Genomic DNA, 14,931 nt, shown 5'->3' with positions numbered 1-14,931 from the left:
TCCCAGCACGAAGCCGCCCGCCAGGTCGTCTCCTGGGCCGTAGAACAGCGGGTCGGTGTGCTCAAGGTCGGTGACCCCCGCAGCGTGTTGGACATGGATGCGGGGCGGCGGCACAACCTGCGGCTACGACAATGGCAGATCGGCCGCCTCATGCAGGTCCTGGAAGACAAAGCCACCCAGGCCGGCATCACCGTCCACCCCGTCAACGAACGCGGCACCTCCTCCACCTGCCCCGCCTGCCTACGACGGGTACCGAAACCCCGCGGCCGGACCCTGACCTGCCCGCACTGCGCATTCTCTGGGCACCGCGACCTGATCGCGGCCGCCATCATCGCCACCCGCACCCCGGGCGGCGGACCCACCACCCCAGCAGCTGTTGTGCTGCCCGAGGTGGTCACGCACCGTCGAGCCGGCCGACACCTCCCCGGTGCCGGCCAGTCCCGGCGTGACCCCCGCCGCCCACATGCGGCGGCGAGGATCAGTTGGCCCGCGGAGGCCCGCCCCACCACCACCCGGTAGTGGGGAGTCGCTCGCCCGGAAGGCGTTCCGCTCATCGGCATGTCCGGGCGCTGACGGCGCCGACTTGCCGCAACTGCGTAGCGCGCGGACCGCGACAGATGAGGGTGCCGCTTCGATGGATCATGATGATGAATCTCGTGGTTGCCAGCCATTCGTCGACGCCTCGGTGGGGGCCCGGAAACTGCGGATTCGCTGACCCGAGCGGGGTGTTAATTAAGCGTCGCGGCGGTGGAAAGTGAGAGCGGCGAGCGTTAGGGCGGAGAGTGTCCAAATGATCGTGGCGGCGGCGCCGCGAGACGGGTTGAGGGCGGCGGTGTCCGGCAGGTAGGCGGCGGCGAGGCTGCCGGGCCGGGCCCGCAGCAGCGGGCCTGCGATGAAGTACAGACCGAGCAGCAGAATCACGGCGGGCACTGCGCGACGGACGACACCGGCGACTGCCGCCGCCAGCAGCGTGGTGAGTGTCAGGTACGCGGTTGCGGCCGGCATCCACGTGGCCCCACTGGCCGGCAGGGTGCTGGTGGCCGCCGTCGCAGCGGCCACCGGGAGCGTCACCGCAGCCAGTGCGAGGGCCTTCACCGCCTGCAGCGGCAGGCGCCGGGGCATCGCGAGCAGCGTGGTGTGGATCTGGCCGCCCTCCTGGTACTCGGACGCGGCCGCCAGCACCCCGAGCACCAGGAAGCCGGCCTGGGTGTAACCGAGCGGGGCCAGGGCGGTGGGGTCGCCGAGTGGCTCGCCGCGGGACTCAGCGGATGCGTACGCGTATGTCAGTAGCAGGGTGGCGGCCCAGGTCAGCAGCGCGGTCCGGCGCAGCGATGGCAGGGTCAGCAGTTTGCGCAGTTCAGCGCGGGCGGTGTTCATGCGTCGCGCCGCTGAAACAGGATGAGGCCGATCGCGAGTAACACGACGATCCAGGCCGTCATCACCAGGCCAGCGGTCACCGGGGCGATCTCGACGGGGAAGTCGGTGTCACGGAGGAACATCTGCGTGCCGGCGATGTCCGGCAGGTAGGAGGCGAGGTCGGTGACCTTCGTCAGCAGGTATGACACGGAGACGACGGAGCTGTTGATGATCAGCAGCGTCAGCGGCACGATGCCGTTGCGGGTGATCAGCGTGATCGCGTACGCCAGTAGTGCGGTCAGCGCCCAGTAGAGGATCGCGGCGACGACCCGGGTCGGGGCGGGTGCCGGCACGTGTTCGCCGTGCAGCACCTGAGTGAGGGTGAGTGTGGCAGTTGCGGTGACCGCCGCCTGTGCCGCGACGGTCAGCACCAGCGCGGTGGTCTTCGCCACGAGCAGACGTAGCCGGTCGGGAACCGCGGTGAGCGTCGCGGTGAGTTGGCGGGCGCCGGGGGCATCCTGACCAGTGGACGTGTATTCGCTGCTCACCACGATCACGCCGAGGATCATCGGGCCGATCAGCCCGATACCCAGGTCGCGTAGGCCCAGGTCGGACGGGTCAGTGAGGGTACCGGCGGTGATCGCTCGGCGGATGTACGGCGCGTTCAGCAGAACGACCGCGGGTGCTATCAGCGTGCCCAGCACCAGGCCGACCCAGGCGGTGGGCAGGCCGAGCAGCTTGCGGAGTTCGGCACGGACCAGGCTCACCACGGACGATCCGCCTCGGTAGCGGTCAGCGTGAAGAAGGCGTCCTCGAGCGTCGGATGGTCGCCGGTGACGTCGGCCAGTCCGCCCTGCGTCACGATCCGGCCCTTATCGATCACGACGACGTCGTCGGCGGTCTCGGCCAACTCGCCCATCAGGTGGCTGGAGAGGAGGACGGTGCGGCCCTGCGCCGCGCTGTCTCGGAGGAACGCGCGCATCCAGCGGATCCCGACCGGGTCGAGGCCGTTGACCGGTTCGTCCAGGACCAGCACCTCAGGGTCGCCGAGCAGCGCGGTGGCGAGCCCGAGCCGGCGGCTCATGCCGAGGGAGAAACGCCCTGCGCGCTTGCGCGCGTCGCGGGTCAGGCCCACGACCTCGAGGACCTCGTCGGCGCGGGAGTCCGGCAGGCCGTTACTGGCGGCTACCCAGCGTAGGTGGGCGCGGGCCGTGCGGGCCCGGTGCGCGCCACTGCCGTCGAGCAGCGCGCCGACCGTGGTGAGCGGGCGGTCCAGTTTCCCGTACGGGCGCCCGCAGATCAGCGCGGTCCCGCTCTCCGGGCGGTCCAGGCCGAGCAGGATACGTAGCGTCGACGTCTTTCCGGCTCCGTTCGGCCCGAGGAAGCCGGTGACCCGGCCGGGTCGGGCCTCGAAGGTAACGTCGTGCAGGATCCGCGTCCCGCTCTTGGTCTTGCTGACGCAATCAATCGTGATCATGAACCGAGTTAACCTGCCTTACCCCCCTCGCACATCAGACCGCTCTCGGATCCCGACGCCCGAGTCGGTCCGTGGACCGTCAGACCCTGGTCTGAGAACTACAGTCGTGGTGGTGAACGCCCATCCGCGCCCCACCGGGCGGTCCAGGGCCGTGCCGGTGGCCGCCGCGGTGATCAGCGTGCTGGCGATGGCCATGTGTACGGTCGGCGCGCAGAGCCCGCTCAGTGTCGTGCTGCCGCCGCTGATAGTCGGCACCGCTGTCGCGACCGCGGTATGGGCGGTGTGGCGCTCACGCGCCGACCGAATCGCTTACGAGTCGCGGCTGACCGCCTGGGCCGCGTCCGAGGCGGTGCTCGCCGAGCGGTTGCGGATCGCCCACGACCTGCACGACATCGTCTCGCACGGCTTGGGTCTGATCACGGTACGCGCGGCGGCCACCCGGCATCTACCCAAGTCCGCCGAGGTGGAGGCGGCGCTCACCGATATCGAGGACGCGAGCCGGCACGCGACAACTGAGCTGCGCCGCATGCTCACGGTCCTGCGGGAGCCGTCGGCCGCCAGCCGCCGCGCGCCGGTGGAGAACCTCGACGACCTGCCCGGCATCGTGCACGGCGCGTCGCTCGCAGGGCTTCGGACGCGGCTGGCGGTCGAGCCGCTCGGCCCGGTATCGCAGGGTGTGCAGGTCGCCGTCTGCAAGACCGTGCGGGAAGCGCTCAGCAACGCGGCGCGGTACGCAGGACCGACGGACGTGCGGGTGCGGGTGCATCGGGACGAAACATACGTGGTGGTCACGGTGATGGACAGCGGCCCGTCAGTCGACGGATGGCGGGCATCGCCGGGTGCTGGACACGGGCTGACCGGGTTACGGGAGCGGGTCGGCAGTCTCGGCGGCACGTTGTCCGCGGAGCACGTCGAAACGGGCTTTCGCCTCACCGCACGGATCCGGGACGACGCGGCGTGAGCGGCATCCGCGTGCTCTTGGCGGACGACCAGGCGCTGCTCCGACACAGCCTCGCCATGATTATCAACAACGAGCCGGACCTGGCCGTCGTCGGCGAGGCCGGCGACGGCGGGCACGCCGTGGCGCGCGCTCGCACCACCCGCCCCGACGTCATCCTGATGGACGTCCGGATGCCGCACCTCGACGGCATCGAGGCCACCCGCCGCATTTGCGCCGACCCGGCGCTCTCCGCCGCCCGCGTCCTGGTCCTGAGCATGTTCGAGCTCGACGAGTACGTCTACGACGCGCTGCGCGCGGGTGCGTCCGGTTTCCTGCTCAAGGACGCCCGCCCCGAAGAGCTGATCGAGGCAATCCGCCGCACCCATCACGGTGAGTCGCTCTTCGCGCCGTCGATCCTCACCCGGCTCGTCGCGCACTACGTCGCGGCACCCCGCCCCGATCGGCCAACGCCGGCACTGCGGCGGCTGACCGCCCGTGAGGTTGAGGTGCTGACGCTGATCGGCGGCGGCTTGTCGAACGACGAGATCGCAACTGCCCTCGCGATCTCGGTGAAGACGGTGAAGACGCACATCACCCACCTGATCGCGAAGCTGGCCGTGCGGGATCGGGCACAGTTGGTGATCGCGGCGTTCGACGCGGGGCTGGTGCGGCCACGCCGCTGAGCCCGAACGTGGGGATGGACTCGTGCCGGTGTGATCCGATACCTGAACGTCGTCAGACGACCCTGCCGCACGACCACACGCACATTCGGCAGATCCGCGCGCTCAGCGGCATGATTCGGGCGGAGCTAGACGAGATGGACTTCCGGCCTCTCACGGAGGCCATGGGGCGGACGGCGAGGGGCACAAGCCCTAGTCTGCTGCCGGTGTGGCGACGACAGAGATCATGGGATGCGGTCGACTGGGGCTCGGTGCAGCACGCGTACGGGCCGGCGGTGGAGGTGCCCGACCTGCTGGGCCGGCTGCGCTCGCGCGACCGGGAGGCCCGCCGCAGTGCCTACCAGGGACTGTTGGACCTGCTGGTGCACCAGGGCTCGAGGTACGAGGCGAGCGCAGTCGCGGCGCCGTTCCTGGTCGAGATCGTCGCTGATCCCAAGGCGCCGGACCGCTTCGCCGCCTGTCAGGTGCTGGCGGCCGTCGCGTTGGGGGATGAGAGTTCCTGGCTGATCGATCGCCCCAACGTGGCGAAGGCGCGGCGTGAAGTAGAGCGCCGGGCCCACTTCACGCGGGCGCAGTTGGAACGGGAGCAGGCCGACTGGGCGGCGGCGGGAAATACTGACCACGAGCGCCGGGCTCGAGCGCGCCGCAACGAGTTCTCCGACGTGGAGGGCGACCGCGATGCCGAGCGGTGGCAGATCGCGGCGTACGACGCGGTGCGGGCCGGGGTGCCCGCATACCTCGCGGCCCTGGCCTCTAGCGAGACCCCGGTACGGCTACACGCCGCCCACCTGCTGGCCTGGTTCCCCGAAGAGCGGAAGTCAATCACGCCGGCCCTGGCCCGCCTGATCGGCGCTGAACCGCAGCCCATGGTCGCAGCGACCGCCTCCGTGGCCGCGGGACTGTGCGGCAGCCTTGACGATCCTGAACTCGTCAACGCGCTGTCGGCCCGCCTCGGCAGCGACAACCGGGGAGAGCGCTGGTCGGCGGTGCTGGGGCTGGCCCGTCTGGTGTCGCGCCCCGACCGGCCGCTGATCGAGGAGCTGTACGCCTGCCTGTTCGGAGCCGTCGGTCCTGTCCCGTACTGGCCGTTCCTCCACGGTGACATGGCGACGTTCGCCGCACTCACCGTCCGAGACCTCGACGCGGTAGTCGCCCCGGACCGGGTGCAGATCCTCGTCGACCGGCTGAACGCGCCAGCTGACGACACCGACCGCTACCTGCTGCTGCGGGCCGCCCTCGACACCGCCTTCCCCAACGGCCCGATACCAGACGGCACCGCCTTCACCGAGCTGGGCGCCGATCAGCGCACCGCCATCGCCGGGCTGCAACGCAGCGGAATCCTGGACGACGGCGCAATGGTCAGTATGCTGCTGGGCGCCTACAACCTGCCCGACGACCAGACGGCGATGACCCGGTGGTGCGACAGCGACGCCGATCGTGAGTCCGGCTCCGCCCCCAATTTGCAGGCTTGATAACGCTGGCCGCAGCTGACCGCCCGGCTGCCGCAGACGCGCGTTATCTGCGGCAGATCAGTACGTTCCTCACCGTCACTTGGCCGACCTTTCGGGCCGGTGGTCTCCGAGCGCTCGACGACGCTGCCGGATGGGGTGCGGCCCCGAGTCGCGATCTCTTACCGACCGGTGACGCCGTCGGTAAGCTCCCGCAGGATGTCGGCGTGACCGGCATGCCGGATGGTCTCGCTCGTCATGTGGGCGAGCACCCAGCGAAGAGTACGAGGCGCGTCACCGACCGGCTGCGCGGTGAGGACGTCCGGGCCAGCGGCTGCGCTGATGTGGGCGTCGCTGTCGGCGATCGCAGCCCGGTAGCCGGCGATGATCTGATCTGGGGACCGGTCTGGCTCGACCACCATGTCGGAGTCCACGTCGGCGTAGCGCGGGTCGCCGGCGAGCGTGTAGCCGAACCAGTACCGTTCGGCGTCGGTCAAGTGCTGGACCAGGCCCAGCAGTGTGGTGTCGGAAGCGACCAGGCGGCGCCGCAGCTGCTCCTCGTTCAAGCCGGCGACCTTCTTCAGCACGCATGATCGAGCGAAGGACAAGAAGGCGAGGGCGGTGTCGAGCTCGCCACCGTCGTTGCGCGGCACGGCTTCGCGTTGGGATTCGATCATGGCCCGACCTTACGTGATCGTCATCGAGGCGAGGCGGGCGCGGATGTCGTCTGAGCGGTTCCGACCAGGCTCCCGCTCATCGGCACGGAAGGCCACCGGGCCAGCTCGGCGTGACGCTGCGTAGCGCGGATCGCGGCAGACCAGTGCATCCGAGTGCGGCGATGCGCCGGCCGGCATTGCGCTTAGAAGCCCCGAAAGACGCCGTCCGAGCCTGCCGACCGCGCGAACTCAAAGAAGTCCATGTTCGCGATCGACAAGTTGTTTTCGATCGCCTGGACCTGCCGTGGCAGTGTCCTGAACGGACCTATTTCGTCCCCTTCGTTCAGATTGACAACGAGCAGGGGACGCTCCGGCAGCGAGACGGTGACGGTGTCGACGACGAACACGATCGGGTGCCTGTACTGACGCGGGTAGGCGCGAGGATAGCCGGCTGCGATTGCCGTCTCGCTGAGGCCAACAAGCGCTCGGTCCTCGACGAACTCGACACCGGCCACGAAGCCCTCTTCCGTGGGGCTGACGATCTCGGCCTTGAGCTGCTCCCACACACCGTCGTCGCGGAAGTCCGCACGTATGACCGGAACGCACCACGTCGCTGGCAAATCAGCCACGGGCGCAGCGTAGCGAGACCGGACGTTCCTTCACGCGACAGGGGGCGCATTGTTCTCGGCATGGCCGGGCGTTTCCGATGGTTCCGGCAGGTTCGACCTACCCAGCACCATGGCTCCTGCGACCCGTCGACGTAGACGTAGCGCTTCATCGCCTGACGGTTGGCACCTCGATCGCAGCGCGGTGAGACGACGGCCATGCGAGAGCTGTGGCTGAGCCCGAAGCAGATGGCGCGGCTCGACGCCCACCGATCCGGCCTCAGCGCGTCTCGCTGCCGGCCGTGCTGAGGCTTGCGCAGGCCAGCACGGTCAGGGCGGCTCCGAGTAGCAGCGCCGCGACGGCGAACGCGGTCTCGACGTCGGGCCCGGTCTCGAAGGCCACGGACACGCTGATGCCCGCCTGGTAGAACGGGTCGCTGTCGCGCGGCTCCGGCCGACTCCGCCAGGCATCGTCCACCGCGAGCCAGGCCGCTGTAGCCAGCACCGTGGCGCCCACCGCCGCGATCGAGGGGGCGGTCCCATGGCGGCGGACCGCGCGGCCCATGACCCAGGCATACCCGCCGAGCACGAGCAACGCCGTCACGGCCACATTGGTGAACGAGCCGAGCAGGGCGGTCAGCCCCGATGGGAGGAGGGCGAGAAACACCAGGGTGACCAGCGTGAACACCCCAACCATCGGCACGGCCCGACCGATTCGGCGCAGCCGCTCCCGTGGCAGCCGAGCAATAGCAACGCCGAGGCAGACGCAGACCAGGATCAGACAGCCAGCCACGGCTAGCTGTCGCAGGAACTGCGTCCGCTGCCATGCCGGGTCGGTCACCAGCGCGATCAGCTCGCTTGCGCTCGGTGGGGCCCCGCGGAATGGCGATGCCGCCCAACCCCACAACTCCACGACGCCCGCGAGGGTGAGTAGGAGCAGGCCCCCCTGCAGTAGCAGGCGCGTCGACCGGGGCACGGCGGGACAGGTCACCGCGGGGTGGACGGCGACAACGCCCAGCACCACGACACCGCCGACACCGGCCACCCAGGGGGATCCGAACAGTGCGCCCACGACCGCGAGCAGCGCCGCCCCGAGGAGCAGCAGGAGCGACTTCGCTGAAGGCATTCGCACAGGGTAGACGGGCGAATCCCGGATTCGGCGCCCGCGGCTGGACCGGACTCGATCTTCCAGACTGCCGCTTAGCGATAGCGGATCCAACGCACTGACATCGACACGAGCGCGCACCGATTCCGGAGATCGGGTCGCCAGAGCAATGCACGGAGCGTGACGATCGCAGGCGAGCCGCAGCGCAATCAGTGCGTCGGATCAGGAAGATGCCGCCGGGTCAGGCAGGCTCGCGACGAGGAGCGTCACGGCTTCCTCCGCTGCGTTGGCCTCACCAACAAGCTGGCCATAGCCCGCGGTGAAGATCTGATACGGAGGGCCACCGCAGACGATGAAGGGCAGTTGATCGGCGGGGTCGGTTGGCCACGGTGGCGGCGCCGTCCTGTAGAACCGCAGCGTTCCATGGGTGGGGAAGGGAAAGAGCGCGCGCAGAGTCGGGTGTTCATAGGCGGCCCTGATCACTGGATCACCCGACCACCAGCCGGGCGCGTCGTTGACGAGCTCGCGCCAAGTCTCGTCAATTTTCGACGTGTCTTCCATCGAGGCATCCTTTCACCTGCCACGTCACGACTTGAGGGCTCGTGGTCGGCGGAGACGCCCTCAACTCGGCACGAGCCGCACGTGGGGCGCGGCCGATGAGGAGCCCGGCTTACGGACAGTGATGGGCATGCGGCCAGCTCGCGCACACGGTCGCGGCACAGTACGTTTCTCAGGAGGCGTCGAACCATGGCTTGCCAGCTGCCCAGTGCCGTACCCACCCGGCGAACCCCGGGCTGGCGGTGGTGTAACCGAACTCCGCCCCGAACGGAACAGCACCCTCACCGCTGATGTTCCAGATGTGGCCGCGATGCCGGCCGGTCACTATCAGGTGCCAGTACATCCCACAGCCGTCCGTGCCGAGCACGACCGATCCATGATTGAAGACTGGGTCGAGCAGCGGCTCGATCTCCTCGTAGGGCCGGGGATCGTCCTCCCAAAGCCACCGCTCGGTAAGCGGAAAGGGTGCGCTCAGGTTTCGGACCAGACTGCCGTCGCTCCAGTCGTCGGGCATCTCCGCGACGCCCACAAGACCGTAGTCCGGCGGTCCGGAGAAGGATCCGTCCGTGATCTCGGCGATGAACGTCCGGTACGGCTGCGGCAGAACGATGCCGTGCTCTGCTTCGAAGGCGTGCACCCCTGCCCAGCCCAGAGCCGATTCGCCAGCGTCATCCACGCCGAAGGCGGTACGGAGTTCGATGAGGTCGTCCGGGTGGGCGTACTCGGTGTTCATGCCGCCGTTGATACCACGGTCCTTGCTTCACGGTGTACCGGCAGAGTCGACCGTCCTGCAGTGGATTCGACGGCCTAGGCATGAGCGGATGCACGCGTGACCTGCCATGATCGACCAATGGGCGTGCTCTATGACTACTTCGTTGCCGCCTCAGATGACGAGGCGGCGTCCATGATCGAGGACGGGCCGGACGGCGAACTCTTGGTCTTGGAACTGAAAGGGCTCGACCCGCTTCGTCTCGTCGACGTCGAGTCGCTGCTGACCGGCGTCAGCCTCAACGCGATCTGTGAACGGGCGCCGTTTCTGCGCGTCATTGCCGCACTGAATAATGACCACCAGTTGGTCCTGTCCCTCAACGATAAGCTGCGCGATGCACTCGCCAGGGCAACTGCCGAGGAGTTGACAGCGGTTGCGGCGCCGTGGGCCGAGACGACTGGGTGTGTCCAGCAAGAGGACATAGACGCCTTGAAGGATCTTCTCCGCGAGTTCGCCATGTTGGCCCGAGAAGCCCGGGCCGACCGGGCACACCTGTATTGCTGGGTCTGCGTCTGAAGCACTGCGCCGTTCCCAGGCCTGCCGTGAGGGATCACCGGCAGGGCGTTGGCCATTACAACCAGCCACGAATGCACTCACGTCGGCACGACCGCGCACCGGACGCCGCCTCTCACGTGTCACGTAGAGTGACGCCCGGTCGGCGGCAGAGCCGAAGCCTCGATCATTTGAGACGGCACAGACTCGGCAGCTCAACTGGCGGGCGTCGGTGCCCGTGGAGCCAGCCACCCCTGCGAGGGTTCATGGCGCTGTCAGGCCAGAACCGTGTGAGGGCCTACCCGCGCTGCGAAGGTTTGACCAGATCGAGCCAATGCGCGGCCTCATCGGCCGGCAGCATGCCATCCACGGTTACCGTCGGGCGCATCAACGGGTATGGCCGGCCGGCATTCCAGCTCCGCGGGTACGGCGGCGGATCGATGACGACGACTCGCTTTCCTTCCAGCTTCGGGATGTCCGCGGGGCGGCCCTCGTTCCAGATCCATTCGCCGTGGGCGTCGACCAGGTTGAAGTTGCCTCGAATGCCGCCTGCCGGTGTCAGGTCCTCGCCGTCGGAGGCCGCTGCGATCTCCGCGGCGCTTGGCCGTTGACCGGGCACCAGGCCCTGCGCCTCGTCGCCGATCAGGGCGGCGGCGAGGAGCGTGTGCAGCTGAAAGTTGTCGCCGATGCCGCTTATCGTCACCCGATAGCCGCGTCGGGTCGCGCGGTGCAGCACGACCAGCGGTTCGTCGTCTAGGACAAGCAGTAGCCCGTACAACCAATGCGCGGTGCCGATGTGCTCACGCGTGGTGTCGATGGCGGCGGTGAGCCGCGGTCGCTCGGGCAGCATGGCCCGCACGTCCTTGCGCTGCGAGAGGTACAGCACCGGCTGAACCCACTTGCCGCCGGAGAACCACGCCTGCACCAGGTTATAGGCGTCCGGCTGGGCCATCCCCCGGTTGGGCGCCGTCTCGACGAACCGCTCGATCGTCGGGCCGATCTGCTCCGCATCATCGGGGTTGGGCAGATCCCCGAACGCCGCACCGTACAACTCGGCGAAGCGTGCCGCCTGCTCCATCGCGGTGGTGGCCCGCCTGACGAGCGTCGGCACCACCACCGCCGCGTCGGTGCCGTAGTCCGCCATGCTGCCGGCAATCTGGGCCAGGTCGCCGCCCATCCCGAGCGGGATCTCGGCGAGCACCGACGTCAACCTGGCCAGGGCCGCGTCGACCTCGTCAGGGCGCGCCTTCGGCGTGGCGCCCACGATGCCCCGCAGGGCCGCGAAGAACCGCTTGTCGTCGCGCCCGTCCACCGCGCCGACCAGGTTGTCGACCCGCTTACCCAGGTCCGCCTTGAACAGCATCCGGCGATCTTAGCGTTCGGTCTCAGGGAGTCGCTCCCGTGCCGAAAACCAGCAGAGACTGCGACCAACGCCCTCAATTCGGCAGATCCGCGCACACTCGGCGGCATGTCCGTGTCTGGCGGTGGACACGTGATGACGGTGATGACCTTCCGTGTCGCTGACCACGCCGCCGTGCGGTGGATGCGGTCGGCCAGCGTCCCGGCCTCGTGACCGGGAATCCGTTGTTGCTGGTACCGGTTGGGTTCAGTCCGTCAACGAGCGGTCGAGTACGTGCTTGGTCCGGTTGCGTAGAGCGTCGAGTTCGGTGGAGTTGCCTCTCACCTCGGTGATGAGCTCGACGGCGTCCAGCAGGTACTCAAGGGCGATGATGTGCTCGTCGAAGGGAGCGTCGACCTCGAACCGGTCGAGCAGAGCCGCGAAGTCGGCCAATACGGCCTCGGCGCGGGTGGCGGCCCGGTCGGGATCGCCATTTCGCTGGATGCAGCGGGCTGAGTCGATCATCGCTCGTCCGACGAAGGCGTGGCATTGGCCCAGCAGGCGGGTGACGATGCGTCCCACCAGTGCGAGGCCACGCTCCTCGAGTTCCGCGTCGGGCTGGGCAGCGAACGTCGCGGTGACCTGGCGAGCAGCTGCAGCGAGGGCGACACCGTCGACCCACTCCTGGGAACCCTCCAGGGCGCAAGGCTGCCGCCCCAACCGGGCGATACACGCTTCGGCGGCGACCGATAGTGACGTCGCTGCTTCCAGGAGGAGGTGAAAGCGCGTCCGATCCGGCTCCTGGGACGCGACTGCCAAGCGTGCGACCTCGAGCGCTACGGCGACGTCCTCGGTGCCGTGCGTGGGCTGGCCACGCCTCGCGCGCTCCAGCAGAGCCTGCGCCGACGCCTGCTGCTCCGGCAATAATCCAGGAGCATCATCGCCGACGGGCAGTCCGAGTTCGAGCCGGTAGGAGGTCCACGCCAACGGGTCTTTGACTGGGTCCGGCTCGTTGGCAGGGTTGCCGGACGCGGCACGAACGATTCCGCCCTCGACACGGTCCATCGCCAGCCGTGCATCATCGAACGGAAGCGCGAACCGCTCGGTCAGGACGGCAAGGACATCGCGACGGCGTGTCTCCTCCTCATCGGCCGCCCGCAGATACGCGACAAGAGCGCGCACCGAGGTTCCGCGAGCAAGGCGCACACTCAGGTCGTCCGTCCACTCCACGGCATGAGGATGCCCGTCCCGACCTCGAACCACAAACGAGCCCGTCAGCTGCTCCCCGACCCGGCGTGCCGCCTTCTCGCCCGCCCGCTGTCGGATCAGGCCCTCCTTGGCCACGCCACGGACGGTGGCGATAACCCCTCCCGCCATCTTCCGACAGCGTCACCGTGACGACGGCAGGGTTCAAGTTCATGGCGGCGCTGCCGACCATGGCCCGCAACTCGGTGGTCCGGGTACCCAGGGCGTCCAAGGTCCGGGCGACCAGGTCGGTGGCCGTCGGCAACGGCGGCCGCAGTTCCACGGTGGTCTCGAAGATGGCGGCTTGCGTCCACCTGGCCGCCCCGGCGAGCGCCCCGCCCAGCGCCCCGGTCCACCCTGTCACCTGCCGCGCCGAGCCCGGCGACCAGTAGGTCGCTCTCCTCTGGGTCAGCTCCAAGGCCATAGTGGATTGCGACCGACACACGAGGACACTCCCAGGATTCCGGGCTCCGCGGATACCTCCGGCCGTTCGGTCGCTGATGCGACAGAACAGAAACCGCCAGAGACCCGCCACATCTCCCGCCGAAGCGACAAGCGCTCTCTCAGCCACATCCGCTCATCGGCACGAGCGCGCGCAGCGGGCAGCGGGCAGCGGGCAGCGGGCAGCGGGCAGCCTGCGTACGCGTCACGCCGCGTGACCGCCTCTGCAGGCTGCCGCGCAAGCCCGGCGGCATGAGCGTGCACCTGATCTTGGTCAATGCGCGGGCGCCTGATTGTTGAACCGATGACCGGAGTGGTGTCGGGTGCGCGTCGACCAGCGCGGGTGTCGGTTGCTTGCTCTCGTGGGCGGTTCAGGTTTCGTCGAAGAGTTCTTCGGCGACTGCGGCTGTGTACGGCACCTCGCTCAAGGCGAGCCAGCGCTCGATTTCGTCGGGATGACTGCCGTAGGCGGTCGTGGTGGCGACGGCGTCGACCGCGTCCGGCGAAGGGGTGGCCCCGTTCCGCCTTACCAAAGCCAGTGGCCACGCCGGCCGCACTCGATCAGCGTCGGCGTAGAACAGGAACGGCGGTACGAACTGCAGCCGGCGACCGTCCGCGTCGTCGACAACGTCACCGGAACGCAGCGCACCATACGGGCGGTGCAGCAGCTTCATCTCGATCGGCTCAGCGCGCTCCAGCCACACGTCCGCAGCATCCGCGTAGCCGCTGCCGATCGGCAGCAGCGCGATGCGCGCCGTACACCTCGGCAGGAAGCCGTCGTCCATCGGCGGGTCGTATCGGCGGTACCGCACCACGTAGCACCGGATCGGCGGTATGCCGACCGCGCACCGGTCGCCCTCGTCGAGCTCGGCTGCCGGGGGGCGCAGCTGATACGGCCACCACGGCTCGGTTGATTCGTCGACGGGAAAGGCGAAGGTGCCGCTCGGCCGGTACCGCGAGTCGGGATCGAGTATGGCCCAGGGCCAGCGCACCGCCGCGTGGTACCGGCCGCGGCGCGTGGTCACCGTGGGGGTCCACGGGCACGACACCGTCACCACGTCACCGACCCGGTACGGCAAATCGTGCGGGGGTATCACGATCTCCGGTCGCTTCGGGTCGGCGTTTAGCAGGCCGTGGTCGGCAAGCCCGGCCGCCCATTCGGCACCGAGCCGGGCGGAAACAATCCGGATCTCGGCCGCCGCCTCCGCCGGACGCTGCTGCGTCATCGCCAGGGTGTCCCGCTGCGCCTGCGCCTCCCGGTCTCCCCAGTCGTCGTCATCGGGCCCCAGCTCCGACCAGAGGCTCACCGTCCACGCGGCAAGCTGTTCCATGGGCTCAGCGGTGGGCTGCCGAGCAGCCTCGGCCGCTCCGACGACAACTCCGAAGATCTGCGCCTCAATGCTGTCCTCGTACAGGTCGCTGAGCTTCGCCCCGACTGCCACGATCCGCTCCGCGTCGGGCGCGGCGAGCTCGCCGTGTCCGGTCCAGAACGCGTCGACGCTGTCCCGATAAAACGCGGCCGCTCGTGGCGTGCCGCATGCTCGCACGTACGGTGCGAGACGCTCGAGGCAACCCGCCACCCAGAGACCCGCCTGCCAGGGCAGAGGCGTCGTACCAGGCATTCCACCGCACCCCCCGTAACTACGCGCGGAACAGTGGACCATGCCCAGCTGGGCCCGGCAACCTCGGTTCACCCAGTTCTCAACGCGAGGCCGGTCCGGGCGAACGCGTTTACTCGTGTCCAGCCGACGCTTGGGCCTTTTGAACATCGCTACCGATCGTGGGTGCTCAGCCGCAGAGCCGATGCCGACGCACTACTT

General features: G+C 68.9%; 17 protein-coding genes. 6 read left to right on the top strand and 11 right to left on the bottom strand.

Annotated features, from left to right (window positions below; genetic code table 11):
* Window positions 1–519, top strand: a 519-nt coding sequence (locus FXF52_RS37495; protein ID WP_148804422.1) for a zinc ribbon domain-containing protein, incomplete at its 5' end; no start/stop codon positions are given.
* A 213-nt stretch (window positions 520–732) separates the two neighbouring features.
* Here FXF52_RS37495 and FXF52_RS37490 read toward each other — a convergent pair.
* Genes FXF52_RS37490 through FXF52_RS37480 form a run of 3 tightly spaced genes read right to left on the bottom strand, consistent with a single transcriptional unit; the run spans window position 733 to window position 2,833 of the window.
* The gene (locus tag FXF52_RS37490; protein WP_148804421.1) at window positions 733–1,377 is read right to left on the bottom strand and encodes a hypothetical protein; all 645 of its coding nucleotides are present in this window, start codon (window positions 1,375–1,377) and stop codon (window positions 733–735) included.
* Entirely contained in the window at window positions 1,374–2,123 is a 750-nt protein-coding gene (locus FXF52_RS37485) for an ABC transporter permease (protein WP_148804420.1), read from the bottom strand. Before FXF52_RS37485 ends, FXF52_RS37490 begins: the two co-directional genes overlap by 4 nt.
* Window positions 2,120–2,833: an ABC transporter ATP-binding protein gene (locus FXF52_RS37480; RefSeq protein WP_148804419.1), complete on the bottom strand. Its 714-nt coding sequence runs from the start codon at window positions 2,831–2,833 to the stop codon at window positions 2,120–2,122. Before FXF52_RS37480 ends, FXF52_RS37485 begins: the two co-directional genes overlap by 4 nt.
* 112 nt (window positions 2,834–2,945) lie before the next feature.
* On the opposite strand from FXF52_RS37480, the gene FXF52_RS43600 reads away from it, so the two are divergent.
* From FXF52_RS43600 to FXF52_RS37465, 3 genes are all read left to right on the top strand, one after another.
* Window positions 2,946–3,794, top strand: a complete 849-nt coding sequence (locus FXF52_RS43600) for a sensor histidine kinase (RefSeq protein ID WP_255472764.1) — start codon at window positions 2,946–2,948, stop codon at window positions 3,792–3,794.
* On the top strand, window positions 3,791–4,456 hold the full coding sequence (locus FXF52_RS37470; protein ID WP_255472763.1) for a response regulator transcription factor: 666 nt from the start codon (window positions 3,791–3,793) through the stop codon (window positions 4,454–4,456). Before FXF52_RS43600 ends, FXF52_RS37470 begins: the two co-directional genes overlap by 4 nt.
* A 203-nt stretch (window positions 4,457–4,659) precedes the next feature.
* Window positions 4,660–5,925 carry a HEAT repeat domain-containing protein gene (locus FXF52_RS37465; RefSeq protein WP_187413945.1) on the top strand — a complete coding sequence of 422 codons (1,266 nt, stop codon included), beginning with the start codon at window positions 4,660–4,662 and terminating at the stop codon, window positions 5,923–5,925.
* 158 nt (window positions 5,926–6,083) lie between these two features.
* Here FXF52_RS37465 and FXF52_RS37460 read toward each other — a convergent pair whose 3' ends face one another.
* From FXF52_RS37460 to FXF52_RS37440, 5 genes are all read right to left on the bottom strand, one after another.
* Entirely contained in the window at window positions 6,084–6,578 is a 495-nt protein-coding gene (locus FXF52_RS37460) for a DinB family protein (RefSeq protein WP_148804415.1), read from the bottom strand.
* Window positions 6,579–6,760: 182 nt separating this feature from the next.
* Window positions 6,761–7,186 carry a hypothetical protein gene (locus FXF52_RS37455; protein ID WP_148804414.1) on the bottom strand — a complete coding sequence of 142 codons (426 nt, stop codon included), beginning with the start codon at window positions 7,184–7,186 and terminating at the stop codon, window positions 6,761–6,763.
* 256 nt (window positions 7,187–7,442) lie between these two features.
* Complete coding sequence (locus FXF52_RS37450; RefSeq protein WP_148804413.1) at window positions 7,443–8,288, bottom strand: hypothetical protein; 846 nt, start codon at window positions 8,286–8,288, stop codon at window positions 7,443–7,445.
* Window positions 8,289–8,489: 201 nt separating this feature from the next.
* Window positions 8,490–8,828 carry a DUF6193 family natural product biosynthesis protein gene (locus FXF52_RS37445; protein ID WP_148804412.1) on the bottom strand — a complete coding sequence of 113 codons (339 nt, stop codon included), beginning with the start codon at window positions 8,826–8,828 and terminating at the stop codon, window positions 8,490–8,492.
* A 169-nt stretch (window positions 8,829–8,997) separates the two neighbouring features.
* A complete protein-coding gene (locus tag FXF52_RS37440) occupies window positions 8,998–9,558 on the bottom strand; it encodes an SMI1/KNR4 family protein (protein WP_148804411.1) in 561 nt (186 codons plus the stop codon).
* Between the two features lie 117 nt (window positions 9,559–9,675).
* Here FXF52_RS37440 and FXF52_RS37435 point away from each other — a divergent pair, with 117 nt between their 5' ends.
* Entirely contained in the window at window positions 9,676–10,110 is a 435-nt protein-coding gene (locus FXF52_RS37435) for a hypothetical protein (RefSeq protein WP_148804410.1), read from the top strand.
* Window positions 10,111–10,384: 274 nt separating this feature from the next.
* Here FXF52_RS37435 and FXF52_RS37430 read toward each other — a convergent pair whose 3' ends face one another.
* Both FXF52_RS37430 and FXF52_RS37425 read right to left on the bottom strand, forming a co-directional pair.
* Entirely contained in the window at window positions 10,385–11,449 is a 1,065-nt protein-coding gene (locus tag FXF52_RS37430) for a hypothetical protein (protein ID WP_148804409.1), read from the bottom strand.
* Window positions 11,450–11,692: 243 nt separating this feature from the next.
* A complete protein-coding gene (locus tag FXF52_RS37425; protein ID WP_148804408.1) occupies window positions 11,693–12,769 on the bottom strand; it encodes a hypothetical protein in 1,077 nt (358 codons plus the stop codon).
* 50 nt (window positions 12,770–12,819) lie between these two features.
* Here FXF52_RS37425 and FXF52_RS37420 point away from each other — a divergent pair, with 50 nt between their 5' ends.
* Window positions 12,820–13,062, top strand: coding sequence for a hypothetical protein (locus FXF52_RS37420; protein ID WP_148804407.1), 243 nt, complete (start codon window positions 12,820–12,822; stop codon window positions 13,060–13,062).
* A 420-nt stretch (window positions 13,063–13,482) separates the two neighbouring features.
* On the opposite strand, the gene FXF52_RS37415 is transcribed toward FXF52_RS37420, so the two are convergent.
* Entirely contained in the window at window positions 13,483–14,880 is a 1,398-nt protein-coding gene (locus FXF52_RS37415) for a hypothetical protein (protein WP_148804406.1), read from the bottom strand.
* Between the last annotated feature and the right edge of the window lie 51 nt (window positions 14,881–14,931).

The organism is Micromonospora sp. MP36 (assembly GCF_008119785.1).
In the GTDB taxonomy this organism is placed as follows: Bacteria; Actinomycetota; Actinomycetes; order Mycobacteriales; family Micromonosporaceae; genus Micromonospora.
The sequence above is the reverse complement of the archived record's forward strand: the minus strand, read 5'-3'. Positions and strand labels throughout refer to the sequence as shown.

Excerpts from the sequence above, each read along its gene's own strand:
- FXF52_RS37490 (WP_148804421.1), bottom strand. The coding sequence starts at position 1,377 with ATGAACACCGCCCGCGCTGAACTGCGCAAACTGCTGACCCTGCCATCG.
- FXF52_RS37480 (WP_148804419.1), bottom strand. The coding sequence starts at position 2,833 with ATGATCACGATTGATTGCGTCAGCAAGACCAAGAGCGGGACGCGGATC.
- FXF52_RS37460 (WP_148804415.1), bottom strand. The coding sequence starts at position 6,578 with ATGATCGAATCCCAACGCGAAGCCGTGCCGCGCAACGACGGTGGCGAG.
- FXF52_RS37450 (WP_148804413.1), bottom strand. The coding sequence starts at position 8,288 with ATGCCTTCAGCGAAGTCGCTCCTGCTGCTCCTCGGGGCGGCGCTGCTC.
- FXF52_RS37445 (WP_148804412.1), bottom strand. The coding sequence starts at position 8,828 with ATGGAAGACACGTCGAAAATTGACGAGACTTGGCGCGAGCTCGTCAAC.
- FXF52_RS37440 (WP_148804411.1), bottom strand. The coding sequence starts at position 9,558 with ATGAACACCGAGTACGCCCACCCGGACGACCTCATCGAACTCCGTACC.
- FXF52_RS37435 (WP_148804410.1), top strand. The coding sequence starts at position 9,676 with ATGGGCGTGCTCTATGACTACTTCGTTGCCGCCTCAGATGACGAGGCG.
- FXF52_RS37430 (WP_148804409.1), bottom strand. The coding sequence starts at position 11,449 with ATGCTGTTCAAGGCGGACCTGGGTAAGCGGGTCGACAACCTGGTCGGC.
- FXF52_RS37415 (WP_148804406.1), bottom strand. The coding sequence starts at position 14,880 with ATGTTCAAAAGGCCCAAGCGTCGGCTGGACACGAGTAAACGCGTTCGC.